Source organism: Corynebacterium sp. ACRPO (genome assembly GCF_022347205.1).
GTDB lineage: Bacteria > Actinomycetota > Actinomycetes > Mycobacteriales > Mycobacteriaceae > Corynebacterium.
Window position 1 is genome coordinate 1 of record NZ_JAKRNE010000013.1, and the last position, 15,208, is coordinate 15,208.

General features: G+C 58.8%; 15 protein-coding genes and 1 pseudogene. 6 read left to right on the top strand and 10 right to left on the bottom strand.

The features are described 5' to 3' along the window. On the bottom strand, positions 1-439 hold a 439-nt coding region (locus tag MHY22_RS08810; RefSeq protein WP_239278980.1), incomplete at its 3' end, for a transposase. A gap of 187 nt (positions 440-626) precedes the next feature. Between MHY22_RS08810 and MHY22_RS08815 the strand changes: the two genes are divergently transcribed. Beyond that, entirely contained in the window at positions 627-890 is a 264-nt protein-coding gene (locus MHY22_RS08815) for a type IIL restriction-modification enzyme MmeI (protein ID WP_239278981.1), read from the top strand. A gap of 50 nt (positions 891-940) precedes the next feature. Here the strand turns inward: MHY22_RS08815 and MHY22_RS08820 are convergent, their stop codons facing one another. Continuing rightward, a complete protein-coding gene (locus tag MHY22_RS08820) occupies positions 941-1,546 on the bottom strand; it encodes a DUF2268 domain-containing protein (RefSeq protein WP_239278982.1) in 606 nt (201 codons plus the stop codon). Between the two features lie 161 nt (positions 1,547-1,707). Here MHY22_RS08820 and MHY22_RS08825 point away from each other — a divergent pair, with 161 nt between their 5' ends. After that, a complete protein-coding gene (locus MHY22_RS08825) occupies positions 1,708-2,418 on the top strand; it encodes an IS6 family transposase (protein WP_239278983.1) in 711 nt (236 codons plus the stop codon). Positions 2,419-2,722: 304 nt separating this feature from the next. Here MHY22_RS08825 and murJ read toward each other — a convergent pair whose 3' ends face one another. From murJ to MHY22_RS08840, 3 genes and pseudogenes are all read right to left on the bottom strand, one after another. Beyond that, the gene (murJ, locus tag MHY22_RS08830) at positions 2,723-6,151 is read right to left on the bottom strand and encodes a murein biosynthesis integral membrane protein MurJ (protein WP_239278984.1); all 3,429 of its coding nucleotides are present in this window, start codon (positions 6,149-6,151) and stop codon (positions 2,723-2,725) included. Positions 6,152-6,169: 18 nt separating this feature from the next. Next, entirely contained in the window at positions 6,170-8,365 is a 2,196-nt protein-coding gene (locus MHY22_RS08835) for a DUF6049 family protein (RefSeq protein ID WP_239278985.1), read from the bottom strand. Beyond that, a pseudogene (locus tag MHY22_RS08840) lies at positions 8,365-8,868 on the bottom strand (NUDIX hydrolase); the annotation flags it as partial. The pseudogene MHY22_RS08840 and the gene MHY22_RS08835, both read right to left, overlap by 1 nt. Before the next feature lie 178 nt (positions 8,869-9,046). On the opposite strand from MHY22_RS08840, the gene MHY22_RS08845 reads away from it, so the two are divergent. From MHY22_RS08845 to MHY22_RS08860, 4 genes are read left to right on the top strand one after another with little or no spacing between them, the layout of a single operon-like run. Then, positions 9,047-10,483: a CCA tRNA nucleotidyltransferase gene (locus tag MHY22_RS08845; protein ID WP_239278986.1), complete on the top strand. Its 1,437-nt coding sequence runs from the start codon at positions 9,047-9,049 to the stop codon at positions 10,481-10,483. Further along, positions 10,483-11,079, top strand: coding sequence for a YqgE/AlgH family protein (locus MHY22_RS08850; protein WP_005325866.1), 597 nt, complete (start codon positions 10,483-10,485; stop codon positions 11,077-11,079). The genes MHY22_RS08845 and MHY22_RS08850 overlap by 1 nt, the downstream gene beginning before the upstream one ends. Positions 11,080-11,118: 39 nt before the next feature. Beyond that, positions 11,119-11,847 carry an AzlC family ABC transporter permease gene (locus MHY22_RS08855; RefSeq protein WP_239278987.1) on the top strand — a complete coding sequence of 243 codons (729 nt, stop codon included), beginning with the start codon at positions 11,119-11,121 and terminating at the stop codon, positions 11,845-11,847. Continuing rightward, a complete protein-coding gene (locus tag MHY22_RS08860) occupies positions 11,848-12,180 on the top strand; it encodes a branched-chain amino acid transporter permease (protein WP_239278989.1) in 333 nt (110 codons plus the stop codon). Between the two features lie 12 nt (positions 12,181-12,192). Here the strand turns inward: MHY22_RS08860 and MHY22_RS08865 are convergent, their stop codons facing one another. From MHY22_RS08865 to MHY22_RS08885, 5 genes are all read right to left on the bottom strand, one after another. Continuing rightward, complete coding sequence (locus MHY22_RS08865) at positions 12,193-12,501, bottom strand: hypothetical protein (RefSeq protein WP_239278990.1); 309 nt, start codon at positions 12,499-12,501, stop codon at positions 12,193-12,195. 15 nt (positions 12,502-12,516) lie between these two features. After that, positions 12,517-13,482, bottom strand: coding sequence for a bile acid:sodium symporter family protein (locus tag MHY22_RS08870; protein WP_239278991.1), 966 nt, complete (start codon positions 13,480-13,482; stop codon positions 12,517-12,519). Between the two features lie 101 nt (positions 13,483-13,583). Next, a complete protein-coding gene (locus MHY22_RS08875) occupies positions 13,584-13,949 on the bottom strand; it encodes a Rieske 2Fe-2S domain-containing protein (protein WP_005326925.1) in 366 nt (121 codons plus the stop codon). Positions 13,950-14,034: 85 nt separating this feature from the next. Next, positions 14,035-14,256 carry a hypothetical protein gene (locus tag MHY22_RS08880; protein ID WP_225746232.1) on the bottom strand — a complete coding sequence of 74 codons (222 nt, stop codon included), beginning with the start codon at positions 14,254-14,256 and terminating at the stop codon, positions 14,035-14,037. Between the two features lie 339 nt (positions 14,257-14,595). Continuing rightward, complete coding sequence (locus tag MHY22_RS08885; protein WP_239278992.1) at positions 14,596-15,066, bottom strand: SdpI family protein; 471 nt, start codon at positions 15,064-15,066, stop codon at positions 14,596-14,598. Positions 15,067-15,208: the final 142 nt, after the last annotated feature.

Consider the following 15,208-nt stretch of genomic DNA (forward strand, 5'->3'; position numbering starts at 1 on the left):
GGTGCTGGATGTCCCTAATTGTCATCCCACCGGCGTACAAGCTGACTATCATGTCATCGACATCAGTCAAGCGCCTAGAACCTTTAGGGACCATAGTCGGCAAGAATGTTCCAGCCCGATCGCGTGGGACATCAACGGTTACTGGCCCGTAGTTAGAATCCACGGTCTTTGGATATGACCCGTTGCGGTGATTGTCTGTTCTAGCTGCAGCTTTAGCGCTCCTGTCGCCAGACTCGTAGCCCAGGTGGGCATCCATTTCAGCGTTGAGTCCCCTGGTAATCGAGGCTTGCAACATGCCGCGAACTAGGTCATTGGCATCCGTTGTGGACGTGCCTAGGTCGTCAATCAGTTTCGCGATTTCAGGGTTAGCAAGAAGCTTCTTTTCAATCGCATCAATTTTGGCCTTATCAGCCGAGTCTCGTCGTGCCACAGTAGTCATTCTGGTCCATCTCCTCATGCGGGTTAGGTACCCACACACAAACCATCAGACACTCTCGACCCAGAAGGTCTTCAATTCTCTTTGATTTCGTCCTTCAATTGTTTGTTTTGCCACGTAATAAACAATTGAAGGACGAATTAAATCCGATCTCCGCTTCGGATCAACTCTGACGTGGTACGCGTTCCCCGTGCCAGAGTTCGACGAGAAAACACGGCAGCGCATTATTAAGGCAGGCAAGAAGGTGCTCGATGCCCGCGCGCTGCACCCAGAGCGCTCGCTGGCCGAGCACTACAACCCACTCGCCATGGCCCCGGAACTCATCAAGGCGCATGACGCGCTTGACCGTGAGGTGGATAAGGCATTTGGCGCTTCCCGTAAGCTCACGACCGTCCGGCAGTGCCAGGAGCTGTTGTTTGCCAATTACGAAAAGCTCACCACGCAGCAGCCCTAAAAACACCTGGTATGTCCTGCCCTACGGCAAGACATACCAGGTGTTTCTTGTCAGCTGTCGTGTCGCGTCAGGCCTAGTTGTGGCAAGGCAACATTTAAGATTTCAGCGGCGGGTGTGGTGACACACTCGGCGGCCGTCCGACCTGTCTTATCCATGTAGGCTTTGGTGATACGAGCCCCTGCGGCGTAACCAGCTCCGGTGGGTAGTCCGACCGGTTTCGATCCCATCAGACGGGCGCTCGAATCTCCAAGCACCCATGCGGCGAAGTCCTGCATGCCTGTCACATCCAAGCCCTCGACGACTCGTCTTAGTACATCTTCTCTCGATCTGGTTTGGTCGGTGACGAAGTGCGTATATCCACGCTTACTGTAGAACTGGGCAGCGAATAGGTCGGCTAGTCCCTCGGCCACGACGTGCTCACCGACGGTCACTGTCTGCGGGTCCCATACGATGCCGTCAGCTGAATATCGGACGTTGTGGCGCAACTCGTGTAGGGCAATCGCTTCTAGACGATGGAGAACTTCCTCAGTCGGCCAGATGGTGATGGCAATGTAACCACTGATCCCACCGAAGGCCGACAGGCCTCGAACTTCGTCCATGAAGTGCTCGTTGGAAGGATCACCTAACACTAGAAGCACAGTGAGGTCAGGAATCATGAGTCCTGGGTTAGCAGTCGCCAAGTATTGAACCCCTTTAGCGAGAGCTTGCTCAACTCGAGACCAAGCGTTGGCCTCCTCTAATTTGTAGAGCGCATCATTTACTTGGTGCTGTTGCAAAGTTGGGGCAGTAGAAAGACCGGCGTGAAATAATCACAGCCATGGGCATCTTCTCCGGTCGGCATTTCCCCCGTGACATCATCCTGTGGGCGGTGCGGTGGTACTGCCGCTACGGCGTGAGCTACCGCGACCTCGAAGAAATGATGACCGAGCGGGGTGTGCCAGTCGATCACACCACGATCTACCGCTGGGTGCAGAAATACGCCCCTGAGCTGGATAAGCACACTCGCTGGTACCGGCAGGTACCCGACTGGCAGGCCCAGTCCTGGCGGGTGGATGAGACCTATATCCGGGTCGGCGGCACGTGGTGCTATCTCTACCGGGCTATTACCGCCGGTGGGCAGACCTTAGACTTCTACCTCTCACCAAAACGGAATGTGGCTGCGGCCAAGCGTTTCCTGGCCAAGACGCTGCGATCGAATACGACAGCCGGGTCCCCGCGGGTCATCAACACCGACAAGGCACCAGCTCTGGCCAAGGCAATATCCGAGCTGAAGGCGGAGGGAATCTGCCCTCAGACGGTGGAGCACCGGCAGGTGGAATACCTGAACAACGTTCTCGAGGGAGATCATGGCCGACTTAAAAGAATCCTGGGACCGAAGGGGGCGTTCAAAAACCGAATTTCCGCCTACCGGACGTTGAAAGGGATGGAAGCGATGCATTCATTACGGAAAGGTCAGGGCACGATGTTTGCTTATGGGCACCCCAATCCGGACGCGGTGATCGTCAACTGGGTCTTCGAGACGGCCTGAGAACGCCGGCACGCAGCGGCCATCAGGAAATGAGAAACTGGGTCGTCTCGGCTCTCCGCCCAACTTTGCAACAGCACCGTGTGGGCTGGGTCTAGTACGTAGGTACCTGCTGCGAGGGCCATGATGAATACTCCTAAGGTTGTTGTTTGCGTTACACCCCACAGTGTACGTACCACTTCTAAATAGTCAACACGTGAAGTAAAAAATTTTTGAGTGTGCAGGTCAAAGGAGTTTGATTGGGAAGAATTTAAAAAAGAAGGCCGAATCGAGGGTCGTTTCCTCGATTCGGCCGTGTGGGCTGTGCCTAGGGCTGCCCGACGAGACCAATGTCTGCGATGGTTGCCTTATTGGACTTGGGCAGCTCGGTGATCATGAGGAGGAGGCCGTCGAATTGCTCGGTCGTTTCCTCCAGCTCGATATCTTCCTTGCCGCTTTCGAACTTGCCCCTGGCCAGTTGGTGCAGGGAGCCAGCTTGTGGGTTCTCCGGATTGAAGCTGTCCTGATTTACGCCATAGACGGCGTACTTCGCCCCAGTGGAGTTGGACTGCACCACCGGCAGGACCGCAAGGTGCGTTGGCGTATCCAAGGTGACGAGGACGCCGGTGTCCTCCTTTTCGGTGGACCAAGTGGTGGCCGTTTTGCCGTCGATAAGCGCTGCATAGTCCTTGTTATCAGGGACGGTAACCGCAGAGGAAGGCTGGAGACGCACCGGCGGGGTATCCGGAATGTCCGTGCTGCCGTGGATGGTCTCGCTGACCGGGTTGGATGCCTCCACATTGCTGAGCAAGGACATGATCCAGGTGGTGAGCGCGGCCATTGCTACGACGAAGATGGTGGCGAAGATGCCGATGACGATGACGCCGGAACCGGAATAACCGCGGCCGCCAAAGCCGGGTTCTTGCGCCGGGTCATCCTCTTGGTCCGGTTCTACCTGTGCCTTCACCGGCAGGGCTTCAGGTGCTTCTTCTGGTTCATCCGGTGCGAAGTCGCGCAGGCGCTGGGCGATGCCGGCCAAGGTGAGTGCCTGTGCCTCTTGTAGCTCCTCCATCTTTTCCTCGCGGCTGTCTTCGTCGGCACTATCGAGCGCGTAGTGCGCATCTTCGACGCGCTGGGCGGCCTCGTCCGCGGGAAGGTTGGCGTCCTCAGAAATATCGCGCAGCTTCTTCGGCGAAGGCTCCGTGGACTCTACGAGCAGTTCCAGGGCGGAGCTTAAAGCCTCGCGGTCGGTGGCCGCGGAGGTGCCGTCCAGCACGGCGGGGAAGGCAACCTTGACCACGCCATCGGTAGAGACGCGGAAACGGTCACGGTGCTCCACGCCGAGGGTGAGGCCGGCGTCGTGGGCAGCGGCGGCATCAGCAAAAAGCGGTGCAGTAGCTCGTGCCACGGAATGGGGATCGAGGTTATCGGCCTCCGCTACCTGCTTGAGGGAGGTGCCCTCGAACCAATCCGCTACCACCAGGCAGCCGGTGCGGTAGGACAGGACTTGGATATTATCCGCCACGGTATCGAGCTCCAGCTCGGCCAGGCGGCGGGTATTGCGCGAAATCTCTGCGGAGCGACGGGCTGCAACTCCCGGCGTCGCCGGCGCAATTGGCGCCAGGCTATTGGTATCGACGAACGTCAAGGCGACCAGTCGGCCGGTGGACTGTTCGCGTGCCTGCCAGAACTGCGCACCAGTGACCGCACCGTGATCTTGGAGCAGGCGGAAGCGACCGTCCGATACCGGGGCGCCTGGGACCAGGCGTGGTCCGCGGACGATGCCCGCGGACATCGGCGGCGGCACCAGGGTGGCATTGAAAGCATCCTGGGTAAATACCGGCCGGATTTCCGGTACGTCGGGCTCCTCCAGCTCGATGGCCTTGGAGGAATCGACCTTGATGAAGCGGGACATGCCCGGAATGCGCTGTAGGGCGCGGGCCAGGTTCTGGACCTCCGGCAAGGAGGACTTGGACAGCACCAAGCCGGTGGCGATGAGGAATATGACACCGAGCACCGCGACCTTGATCAGCGAGACGATGGACGGCAAATTCTCCGGGAGGAGGAGATTCACGACCCAGTACAGCACCCAGGAGACGACCAAGCCCACTAGGCCGGCACCGGAAGCCCACAACACGGTTTGCGTGACGGCCTTGCCGCCGAGGCTGCCGAGCTTGCGTTTGAGCAGGAAGCCGCCAATGACCGCACCGGACACGAAGCCAAAGCCATTGGCCGTACCGAGCAGGATCACCACGCGGTCTGGGTTGGACGTCATCAATGGTGCCAAGAGCGTGAGGACGATCTTGGTCAGCGTGATGCCGGCGATGATGAAGGTAGGCGTCCAGGCTTCCTCGCGGGCATAGAACACGCGCAGGTGCAGCAGCACCAAGGCATACGGGATGAGTGTGAAGGCGGAGAAGCTGATGGTCAGGCCGAGCTGCTCGGCGCTCTCGGCGCCGTAGGCACCGTATTGGAAGAGGGCACGGGCGATAGGAACGCCGAAGCCGGTCATGAAGATGACGATGGGGATAAGTGCGATGAAAGTCAGCTTGGAGCCCAGGGTGAGATCGCGGACCACGGCATCTACATCGCCGTCGGCGGCGTTGCGGGACAGGCGAGGCATAATCGCCGTCAGGAGCGTCACGCCGATAACGCCATAAGGCACCTGCAGCATGAGCCAGGCATTCTGATAGACCAGCGGAGCGCCCGCATCCGCGTATGCGGCCACGCGAGAGGTGATTACGTAGCCCAACTGGGAGATGGCTACGTAGGTAATAATGGCCAGTGCCATGCCACCGAATTGCTTGATGCGCGCATCCAAGCCCCATTTGGGGCGCAGGTTAATGCCGGCCTTTTTCAGATACGGCAATAGGATGAGGCACTGCACCATCACCGCCGTGGTGGTGCCCAAGCCCAGTAGCATGACGTGTGGATCGGCCACCGGCGTGGGATCATGCGGGTCGAGCTCGCCTGGCAGGATGCGATAAGCCAGCAGCACGCTAATGGAGATGACGTTATTGATTACCGGCGCCCAGGCGCCCGGACCAAAGACATTCTTGGTATTGAGGACGGCCTGGAAGAGGGCGAAGAGGCCGTAGAAAAGGATCTGTGGCAGCAGTAAAAAGGCCAAGGACGTTGCCTGCACGGCATTGGCCTTGGAATCTTCCGGCAGCATCATCCTGGTTAAGAAGGGAGCGAGTACTACGGAGGCGATGGTAACTATGCCCAGGATGGAAAAGGCCAGGGTAAATAGCCGCCGGACAAAGGTTTCACCGCGGTCCGTGTCTTCCTTTTCGGCCCGCACGAGGACGGGCACGACCAGAGAGGTCAGCACCGCACCCAAAACGATCTCGGTGACGAGGTTGGGGATCTGGTTGGCGCTACTAAACGCAGTTCCCACCGTTGCGCCGAGCGTGGCGCCGATGAGCATCTGGCGCAAGAAGCCGGTGATGCGGGATAGCAGCGTCGCGATGGCCATCGTGCCTGTTGCGCGGATGACATCCTGATTGGATGATTCATTGTCCGCGTTGCGTCCAGTGAGCGCGGACTTATCCTCCTCGGGAGGAACGGTGGTGTCCTTCACCGCTGGGGTGGGGCGCTTTTCGGGTACCGGAGCGGGAGGAGAGGCCTGGACGATGCGGCCGCGGGCACCCGCCGGGGCGGGGTGCTCTGCCGGCACGGCGGCATCCTTCGGCTCAACTACACCCGCAGGTGACTTCTCCACGTGTTCGGCCTCGCGGCCAGTCTTATCAGTCATAGAGGATACAACTTCAACTTACTTTTTAAGCCTTTGTGATTTTTTGCGCCGATGGCGGCCTAGCCGGAAGAGCGTGGCTAAGACCAGCGCAAGGGCGCCGGCTATGCCGACGCCATACACGCTTACGATACCGGCACGCGTTTGCACAGCGATATTGATGGGCTCGGAGATGGTTTGCTTTTCTGGGGTAGCAAGCCACAGGCCAATGTCCGTGCGATCGGCGTCCTTAGGCATATCGGCGGTCATGGATACAGTAATAGAGCCCTTGGCCGGAATACGGACACTCTTGGGTGTGTTGAGGCGCGCGCCATCGGGGGCGTCGTATTGCAGCTTGGCCTCCACCGGGAGTGGCAGGCCATTTTCTGCCACGATGAGCAGCGGCGATGACTCGGATACGCGGGTATAGACATTGCCCGGTGGGATAAGCGCCACAGAAGAACGCAGGTCCCGCAGCGTATCGGAATGTACATCCATCGTATGAGTGAACCGGCGCTGCGCCTCTGCATTGCTTCCCAAGCTATCGCGGTTGGTCAGCGAGAGGGCGGCGAGCAGATCTCGGCGCAAAGGCAGGACGAATTCATAGCGAGTGAGCGCGATATCGGGATCATCGACCATGATATTCATCAGCTCGTCGGTATAGCGAGCCTGCTGCTCCACGCGGACGATATCGGATTCGGCAAAGGCGGCGGGATCGCTAAAGGGGCTGCCGGGCAGTGAACCGGGCTCTGCGGTCTCCTGCTTCAGGCTGCCGACGGTGCGCGGATGGGACTTACCGGAAGCGATGAGTGCCTCGGCAGAGTCGAGTGCGTACTCGGCCGCGCTGGGATCCAAGTAATTGGGCAAGCGCGCCACGGTGTCATCGCTTGCGGCCAAGCTCAGTGCGGCGCCGCCGGTGATGGCACGAGAAAGATCGGAGTCGAGCGAGTAATCGTAGCGCAGCTCTGGGTTGGAATAGCCCACCGTCTGTGGTTTGGAGCCGGTTTGGGCGAGGAGGGCGCCCAGGGAGGCGTCGAAAGTCACGGCGCGGCCGGGCCACGAAGTATTATCCGCCACCAATGCGGGCAGGGGCAGCTGCTGATCCACATAGCCGGAGCCGACCGCGAGCACGGTGGTGGCCGGCTTGGCACCGAGAATTCGCTCGATGGTGTGATTGCCGCGTTGCAGTCCTTCGTAGGTAAGGAAGGGATTATTCGCTTTGGCCACGGAGGAAGCATTGGCGTTCGCCCACGGCATAGACATAAAGCAATCGAGCTCGCGCAGGCGCTTGAGCCAGCGGGCAGCGTCCTCTTTTCCAGTGCCGGGTTCGAGGTGCACATCGTCATCGTTAGTGAACCACGAATCGCGCAGGCGCTTAGGTCGCTCGGCTTGAGGTAGGCGGGCCGGCCCCACCTTATAGCCCTCCGCCATGCGGTTGACCGTATCCAAGAGGGCGGGATCGATGGCTACGCAGCCTGCCCCGCGCAGGTCGTGGTCGGCATACGTGCTGACCAAGCGATCGAGCCGGCCGCCCTCCGCCAGCTCACCGGCCAGCTCATCAGAGGAGAGGATAAGGTCCTCTCCCCCAACGCCGCCTGGTACCGAGTCAATATCGGCACTGATGGGATAGACCACGGTGAGATCGTGGGGTTTGGGATCCGAGGGGGCATCGCCAAGCGCCTGCTCCTTCCCCTTTACCTGGCCTACGAGGCGCTCCTCCGCAAAGCTGACCGCCTCGCCGCCTACGGTGCCGGTGAGGGTAAACAGCAGCGGATAGGAGCCAGGCTCTTCGATGGCCAGGGTCTGCTCCTCGTGCAGGGAGGTGGGAACCTGGAAGGTAACCTCCCGGGATTCGCCCGGCTGCAGGGGCGCGGTGGTAGTGCTCGGACCGTAATACGGGAATTCGCCGGTGGCCAACTGCGTGCGGGCCTGCGCGGTATCCTCCACGGCATCGCCGCGGCGGCTCGTGAGCTGAAGATTCTCCATGGCTTCATCGGTTGGATTGTGCAGGCGGAAGGTCAGTTTCAGGGCCTTGCCCACGGAAAAGGGCTCGGCCGTAAGGAGATCAAGAGTGGCCCGCTCCGGCCCGCGCGCGCCCAACCATGCCTGGATATCCTGCTGATTTTCGGCGGCCGAGTCCATCTGCGCGGCGGCTTCTGGTAGCGGCAGGCACAAGCCCCACCCCGCTACCGCCATGCAGCCGCCCACGGCGGCCCAAGACTTCAGGCGTTGGCGCATTACCGTGGCGTCACTTTCCCCGCCGCGGCTTCCTTTCGTGCGAGATCGGGAAGGAGATCATGCGCGATGCGCGCCAGCTTGCGCTCATCGGCGTAAGCCAAGTGCTCGATGAGTTCAGAGACGGGGATCCACGAGACCTCGGTGACCTCTGGATCCTCATCGTTCATAATGCCGTCTACAAAACGCAGCAAGTGGTGGTGCACGGTCTTATGGATGCGCACGCCATCAGAGACGAACCAGTAATCAATCATGCCGAGGTCCGCAAAAACCTCACCAGAAATGCCGGTTTCTTCCCATACCTCGCGTTCAGCGGTGACCTCCTTGGCCTCGCCATTTTCCACATGGCCCTTGGGCATGGACCACAGCAGGCGCCCGCGGCGGTCGAGGCGGCCGATGAGCGCCACATAGAGCCGGGAAAGGTCGACGTTGCCATTGGCATCGACGCACTCCGCCAAGCCGGAGACAACGAGGCCGCCCGCGGAGGTTTCATCGCGGGTTTCCATGGCCGTGGATTGGCCATTGCCACCGCGGTAGGGCTTGCGCTGCTGGGTGGTGCGGCGCGCGCGATTATCCGGCCGGCGGCGCCGCCTGCGCCGAGACCGGTTGCGGTTGCGGCCGCCTCCCTTGGAGGGGCCCTGTTCTTGGTTAGTCATCCCTGCCAATCGTAGTAGACTCTCACCCGTGAATTTTCAGGACACTCAGCTAATCGGCGTTCTTGCCCGCGCGGAATCCACCGTCTCCTCCCTCAGCAACCTGCTGGGTGGGCTGGTGGAGAAATTTGCCGCGCGCGGCTACTCGCTCTACCTCGTGGGCGGCTCTGTGCGCGATGCGCTTTTGGGTCGCTTGGGAAATGACCTGGACTTTACTACCCCGGCCCGCCCCGAGGTGGTCAAGGAGATCCTCGATGAGTGGGCCGAAACCGTGTGGGATACCGGCATAGACTTCGGTACCGTCTCCGCGGCCTACAAGGGCCAGCAGATTGAGATCACCACCTTCCGCTCTGATTCTTATGACGGCCAGTCCCGCAATCCAGAGGTGGTTTACGGTGACACCTTGGAGGGCGACCTAGTACGGCGCGACTTCAAGGCCAATGCGATGGCCATTGAGCTGCTTGCCGACGCCTCCTTTAAGTTCCACGATCCCCTCCACGGCCTCCAAGACATAGCTGACCGGGTGCTCGATACCCCGGATAAGCCGGAGATCTCCTTCCACGATGATCCGCTCCGCATGCTGCGTGCGGCGCGTTTCGCCTCCCAGTTGGAATTCCGCGTGGCGGATCGCGTTGTGGAGGCCATGCGGGATATGGCTGGCGAGATCCAGCGCATCACCGTGGAGCGCGTGCAGGTGGAGCTGGATAAGCTCATCTGCGGCACGGCCCCGTGGGATGGCATCGATCTACTGGTATCTACGGGAATCGCGGACTATATCTTCCCAGAGATCCCCGCGTTACGCATGACCGCGGACGAACACGCGCAGCACAAGGACGTCTATGCCCACTCGCTCAAGGTGCTGAGCCAGGCCATGGACCAGGAAGAAGATGGTCCAGACCTCGTCCTGCGCTGGGCGGCGCTGCTGCACGATATTGGCAAGCCGGATACCTTTGATAACACCGATGGCAAGGTCTCCTTCCACCACCACGAGGTGGTGGGCGCGAAGCTCGCCCGCAAGCGCCTGCGCAAGTTGAAGTACCCCAAGGCCACCACGGAGTCCATCGGCCAGCTGGTGTACCTGCACATGCGCTTCCACGGGTTTGGGGAAAATCAATGGACCGATTCCGCCGTGCGCCGCTATGTCACCGACGCCGGCAAGCTTCTTCCCCGCCTGCACAAGCTGGTGCGCGCCGATTGCACCACCCGCAATGCCAAGAAGGCCCGCCGCCTCCAGCGCACCTACGATCAGCTCGAGGAGCGTATCGAAGAGATCGGCCGCAAGGAGGACTTGGCCCGCGTGCGTCCAGACCTCGACGGCAACGAGATCATGGAGATCCTAGGCCTCCAGCCCGGCCCTGAGGTGGGCCAGGCATGGTCCTATCTCAAGGAGCTGCGCCTCGAGCATGGTCCCCTCGAGCGCGAGGAAGCGATTGCGAAGTTGCGCGAGTGGTGGGATTCTAAACAGTGATGTTTGCCGATAGATTATTCAACGCCCTCGAGCGCAATGACCCCGCCCCCGGCCAGCTGCTCATCGCCGCTCCGGGGATGCTTTCGCCGGAATTCGCCCGTTCCGTCATTCTCGTTATTGAGCACAATGACATGATGACCTTCGGCGTGGATCTGACCAAGCGCTCCGAGGTGGCGATTTTCAATGTGCTGCCGGAATGGCTTCCCGTTGTGGCCAAGCCGCAGGCGCTGTACATCGGCGGCCCGCTCAATCAGCAATCCGTCGTAGGACTCGCGCAGACCAACCAGGGCGTCGATCCGGACAAGCATGACCGACTTACCCGCCTCGCCCCGCGCCTCGCGCATGTGGATCTGCGCGCGGAGCCAGAAGAGATAGAGCCCTTGGTCTCGGGCATGCGCATGTTTGCCGGCTACGCCGAGTGGGGCCCGGGCCAGCTCGAGGAGGAAATCGAGGCCGGCGAATGGTTCGTCTCCCCTGCCCTAGCCCAAGACGTTATTACGCCGGGCCCGGCCGACCTCTGGTCCGATGTTATGAAGCGCCAACCCATGCCGTTGCCGCTGTACTCCACCTACCCCGTCAACGTGGAAGACAATTAATTCCTATCAAGCTGCAGGCAGTGGGCTACACTAGCCCGCATGCGTGAGGATATTTCACAAGGTGTGCGGGATACTAGGGCCGCCGCCATCGGCCTCATTCCCCTCGGCCTAGCCTTCGGCCTGCTCATGGTCCAATCCGGCTTCAGTTGGTGGTGGACGCCTATTTTCTCCATCGTCATCTATGCTGGCTCGATGGAGTTCCTGGCCATTTCCATGGTCACCGGCGGCGCCACAGCCGTGGCCTCCCTGGTCACCGGTTTCATGGTGAACTTCCGCCATATTTTCTATGGTCTTACTTTTCCTCGCCACCGCATTAACTCGCGCCTGGGCAGGGCTTATTCCACCTATGCGCTTACCGACGAAACCTATGCCATCGTCTCCTCCCTCCCCACCCATGACCGCCCGACCGGACGCCGGATCCTCACCATCCAAATTTTTTGTCAGGCTCTGTGGGTAGGTGGTGGCATTGTCGGTGCTCTCGCCGGCCAGGTGATTCCCTCTACCGTGCAGGGCATGGAATTCGCCCTAGTGGCGCTCTTCGTCGTGCTGGCGATGGATTCCTTCCGCAATAATCAGGACTTCTCTTTGCCTTTGAGCGCGGCGATGGTAGGAATCCTCGCAGCCGCCTTCGCTCCTGGACAACTCCTCATGGTGGCTCTCAGCGTCTACTTCATCCTGCTCATTATTCGGTATCTATCCCCACGCGTCGATGCCGCTTTCAGCTTGCGTAGGCGAGGCGACCTTAAGGGATTCCGGGAGGAGTGCTAAATGCCCGCAGGAGTCACCCTTGCTTCTATCGTGACAGTCTTGGTTCCCATCGGTTTGATTACCGTTGTACTTCGCCAACTTCCTTTCTCCTTTGTGAAATGGATGAAGGATAGTCAGTTCTTTTCCTTGCTCGGCATGATGATGCCTGTGGGCGTGATGACGATCTTGGTCGTGTATACCGTCCACGGGCAGTCCAGCGCCCCCGGTGGTATCTGGGCGGCTCTCCTCGGTGTGGTGGTTACCTTCCTGCTTCACCTGTGGAAGCGGGAGTCTGCGCTGTCCATCTTCGGAGGAACCGCCTTCTATATGCTCCTCGTCAACGTAGTGTTTTAGCCCTTGCGACTCTTATAGGCCGAACTTGGCGGTGGCTTCGGACCACAGGGCGTCGAACCGAGACTGGTCCACGTACTGCGCGCTAATGTCCGGAAAATCATCATAGGTATCCGGGTGAGGGACAACCTCTTGCGGTTGATCTACGTTTCCCGTGGAACTAGTTGGTGTTGCTACCCCGACGATGGCATCCGAGGGATCCAGCGCAATCATGCGCACCATGCGGCAGCTGCGGGCATCGCGCTCTTCCATTTCCGCCATGTGAATTGCTGAGCCCACTCCGGGCACATTCAGTTCGGTTCGTACGTAAAGGTAATTCGTCATGGCACTTAAGTGTAGTTACGTGTCGGGGTGCTGCGCGTAGCGGGCCGCTAGCCATGAGCACATCATCAGCTGAACCTGGTGGTAAATCATCAACGGGAGGATTAGTAGCCCAAGGGATGCGCCGCCAGAAGCAAAGATGACCGAGGCCATGGGTAGCCCCGTGGCTAATGACTTTTTCGATCCGCAGAACTCGATTGCGATGGTATCGGCGCGGTTGAATCCCATCTTTTGGCTTGCCTTTCTGGTGAGCCACAGCATGAAAGCGACGAAGATCGCGGCGAAGACAACTAGGAACGCCAGGTCCCACAGAGAAATAGAGGACCAAATTCCGTCCACAACGCCCTTGGAAAAAGCGGAATACACCACCATCGCAATTGAGCCGCGGTCCACGACCTTAGTGGCCTTGCTTTGCGCAACCTTCCCCACCCAGCGCCGAGTAAGCTGACCTAAAACAAATGGCGCCAACAATAGAAGGGCGATTTCGCCGAATACTGACGTATCGATGTGAACTCCTCCCCCAGTTCCCATGAGGAACATGACGAGCAATGGAGTGATGATTACTCCCACCAAGTTTGAGGCAGAAGCCGATACGATTGCGCCCGCCACGTTTCCTTTCGCGATTGAGGTGAAGGCAACCGAAGATTGCACCGTGGATGGAACCAGCGTGAGGAATAAGATGCCCAGGTACATGTCGTGCGATATGACAGCGGTGAGTGGGCGCAGAGCTATGCCTATAAGCGGGTAAACCACAAAGGTGAAAGCGAGAATTGTGAGGTGTAGCCGCCAATGCTTGAGTCCGTTGAGGGCTTCTTGAGTGGAAAGCCTCGCGCCATACAAGAAGAAGAGTAGCGCGATGGCCACGTTTGTTAATTGGCCGAATATGTCGGCAAAGCTCCCGCGGGCTGGTGCAATGATCGCAATGATGACCGCCAGGATAATGAGGACGATAAGCGGGTCGGGCTTTTTCAAACGCTGCAGCATGCTAAGAGTTTAAACCCTATTCGTCATCACATGCTGCAGATGCTCGGGCCAAGAAAACACAACCCGTGTAGTTTCACGTGAAACCACACGGGAAATGCACTTTAGGCCGTGGTGACGTTAGAGCCGTCTTGTTTAACTTCGTATTCTTCCAATGGATCGCGCCCCGGGCCGGAGATTACGCTTCCATCGCTGAGATTGTAGGAAGTGTTGTGTGCCGTGCAAGTGGCCGTCATGCCATCAATCTCGGTGATTGGATTGTGTTGGTGGGGGCAAGTTTGGGAGTAGGCCTTAAACTCCCCTTCCTTGGGCTGGGTGAAGATTACGCCATCGACAATCTTCGCGGAGCCAATCGGAATCTCGGTTGCCGCAATTTCTGCGGACGGAGAGGAGCCACAGGCCGCGGCGTAGGCGCCTGCAAATGTGGTGGCGGTTCCAAGTAAGAACATTCGACGGGAGCACTTGATCATGCTTCTACTCTAGCCCGTTGGTCTTGCGTATTGTGCCGTTCCCGTTTGTCCGGTTGGAATTAAAGTTTCACGTGAAACACTGTAGTTAGTTAGCTAGGAGTCCTTCCCAAGTTTCCGGAGAGCCTTCAGAAGTAGCGACAAGTTCATAGGTGCCAGACTCGATGCCTAAATCATTTACGATGCTCTGCGCAGACTGTTGTTCGTGTGCTTCTGCTACAGACGTCGTCGCCTTGTGGTCTTGCTCGGCGTACGTGCCGATGACAAAAGTTGAAGCGGCGATGGCAGCCAGGGCGGTACTTTTCTTCATGCACTATATTCTGCCCTTCAGGGGGCTGGTTGTGCTCTTGCCTGTCAGGGTTTCATGGCAGCTTTACGTAACCTCTACCCTCTCTCGCAGGAATCGCAATGGTGCAGTGAATCAACTATAGAGTTATTCAAGTATGGGTTAATTCCAGACCGTGGTTTGGATTAAAATATTGACAGTTACTAAAAACGGGCAAACAGCTGTCCTAATTAATAAAGTCACTGTGACTAACCGGAAGTGTGTAGCGATAACTCACTACGAAAGGTATAGCTACAAAAATTCCCCTTCTGGACGGAAGATGAATCTTTCTCCAGAAGGGGTAGATTGCGCAGCGGTGCGTGGTTACCTGTCGGATTCGCGAGCGGCGTGACGGAGTGCGTCGACATCAACCTGGGGGGCGGATGCTGCGGAGGCCTCTTCCCCACCGCAACCGTCGGAACCACAATTACAGGATTCTCCACAACCCTCCTCATCCGCGTGTGCTTGTTCGTAGAGGAACGCGGCACGTGAGCCGAGATTAGAACCGATGGAGAGGGCTAGAACAGCGGCCACAAAGGTAAGAACCGGGATGAGCCACATCCAGCCCTCAGCGCGGAGCGCGACGATGCCGCCGAAGACTAAGCAGACGCCGCTCAGCATCCAGAATGGCCCGGCGACGCGATGGGCATTGTCCCATGCTTCACGGGACTTGCGAATTTCCTGCAGCCGCAAGCCGATATAGCTATTTCCAGGTAGGCGCTTGGTGGAGGCCAAGGCACCCACGACGATAAGAAAGACGGCGAGGATTAAAAAGATGATTCCCACAGCGATCATGTATTCAGTTTAACCTTGTAGCGCCAAGATAAAAATCGTGGCTGGGGTGAGTGTTCTGGCTATGCCTCCGGTCGGGTAGTATGCCTTTAAGGTCGATCGATAGATATTGAATTGACCGTTGCCTCTGTACCGCACTGTTTCA

Coding starts and splice junctions, on each gene's coding strand:
- MHY22_RS08820 (WP_239278982.1), bottom strand. CDS start 1,546: ATGATTCCTGACCTCACTGTGCTTCTAGTGTTAGGTGATCCTTCCAAC.
- MHY22_RS08825 (WP_239278983.1), top strand. CDS start 1,708: ATGGGCATCTTCTCCGGTCGGCATTTCCCCCGTGACATCATCCTGTGG.
- murJ (WP_239278984.1), bottom strand. CDS start 6,151: ATGACTGATAAGACTGGCCGCGAGGCCGAACACGTGGAGAAGTCACCT.
- MHY22_RS08835 (WP_239278985.1), bottom strand. CDS start 8,365: ATGCGCCAACGCCTGAAGTCTTGGGCCGCCGTGGGCGGCTGCATGGCG.
- MHY22_RS08850 (WP_005325866.1), top strand. CDS start 10,483: ATGTTTGCCGATAGATTATTCAACGCCCTCGAGCGCAATGACCCCGCC.
- MHY22_RS08855 (WP_239278987.1), top strand. CDS start 11,119: ATGCGTGAGGATATTTCACAAGGTGTGCGGGATACTAGGGCCGCCGCC.
- MHY22_RS08860 (WP_239278989.1), top strand. CDS start 11,848: ATGCCCGCAGGAGTCACCCTTGCTTCTATCGTGACAGTCTTGGTTCCC.
- MHY22_RS08865 (WP_239278990.1), bottom strand. CDS start 12,501: ATGACGAATTACCTTTACGTACGAACCGAACTGAATGTGCCCGGAGTG.
- MHY22_RS08870 (WP_239278991.1), bottom strand. CDS start 13,482: ATGCTGCAGCGTTTGAAAAAGCCCGACCCGCTTATCGTCCTCATTATC.
- MHY22_RS08875 (WP_005326925.1), bottom strand. CDS start 13,949: ATGATCAAGTGCTCCCGTCGAATGTTCTTACTTGGAACCGCCACCACA.
- MHY22_RS08880 (WP_225746232.1), bottom strand. CDS start 14,256: ATGAAGAAAAGTACCGCCCTGGCTGCCATCGCCGCTTCAACTTTTGTC.
- MHY22_RS08885 (WP_239278992.1), bottom strand. CDS start 15,066: ATGATCGCTGTGGGAATCATCTTTTTAATCCTCGCCGTCTTTCTTATC.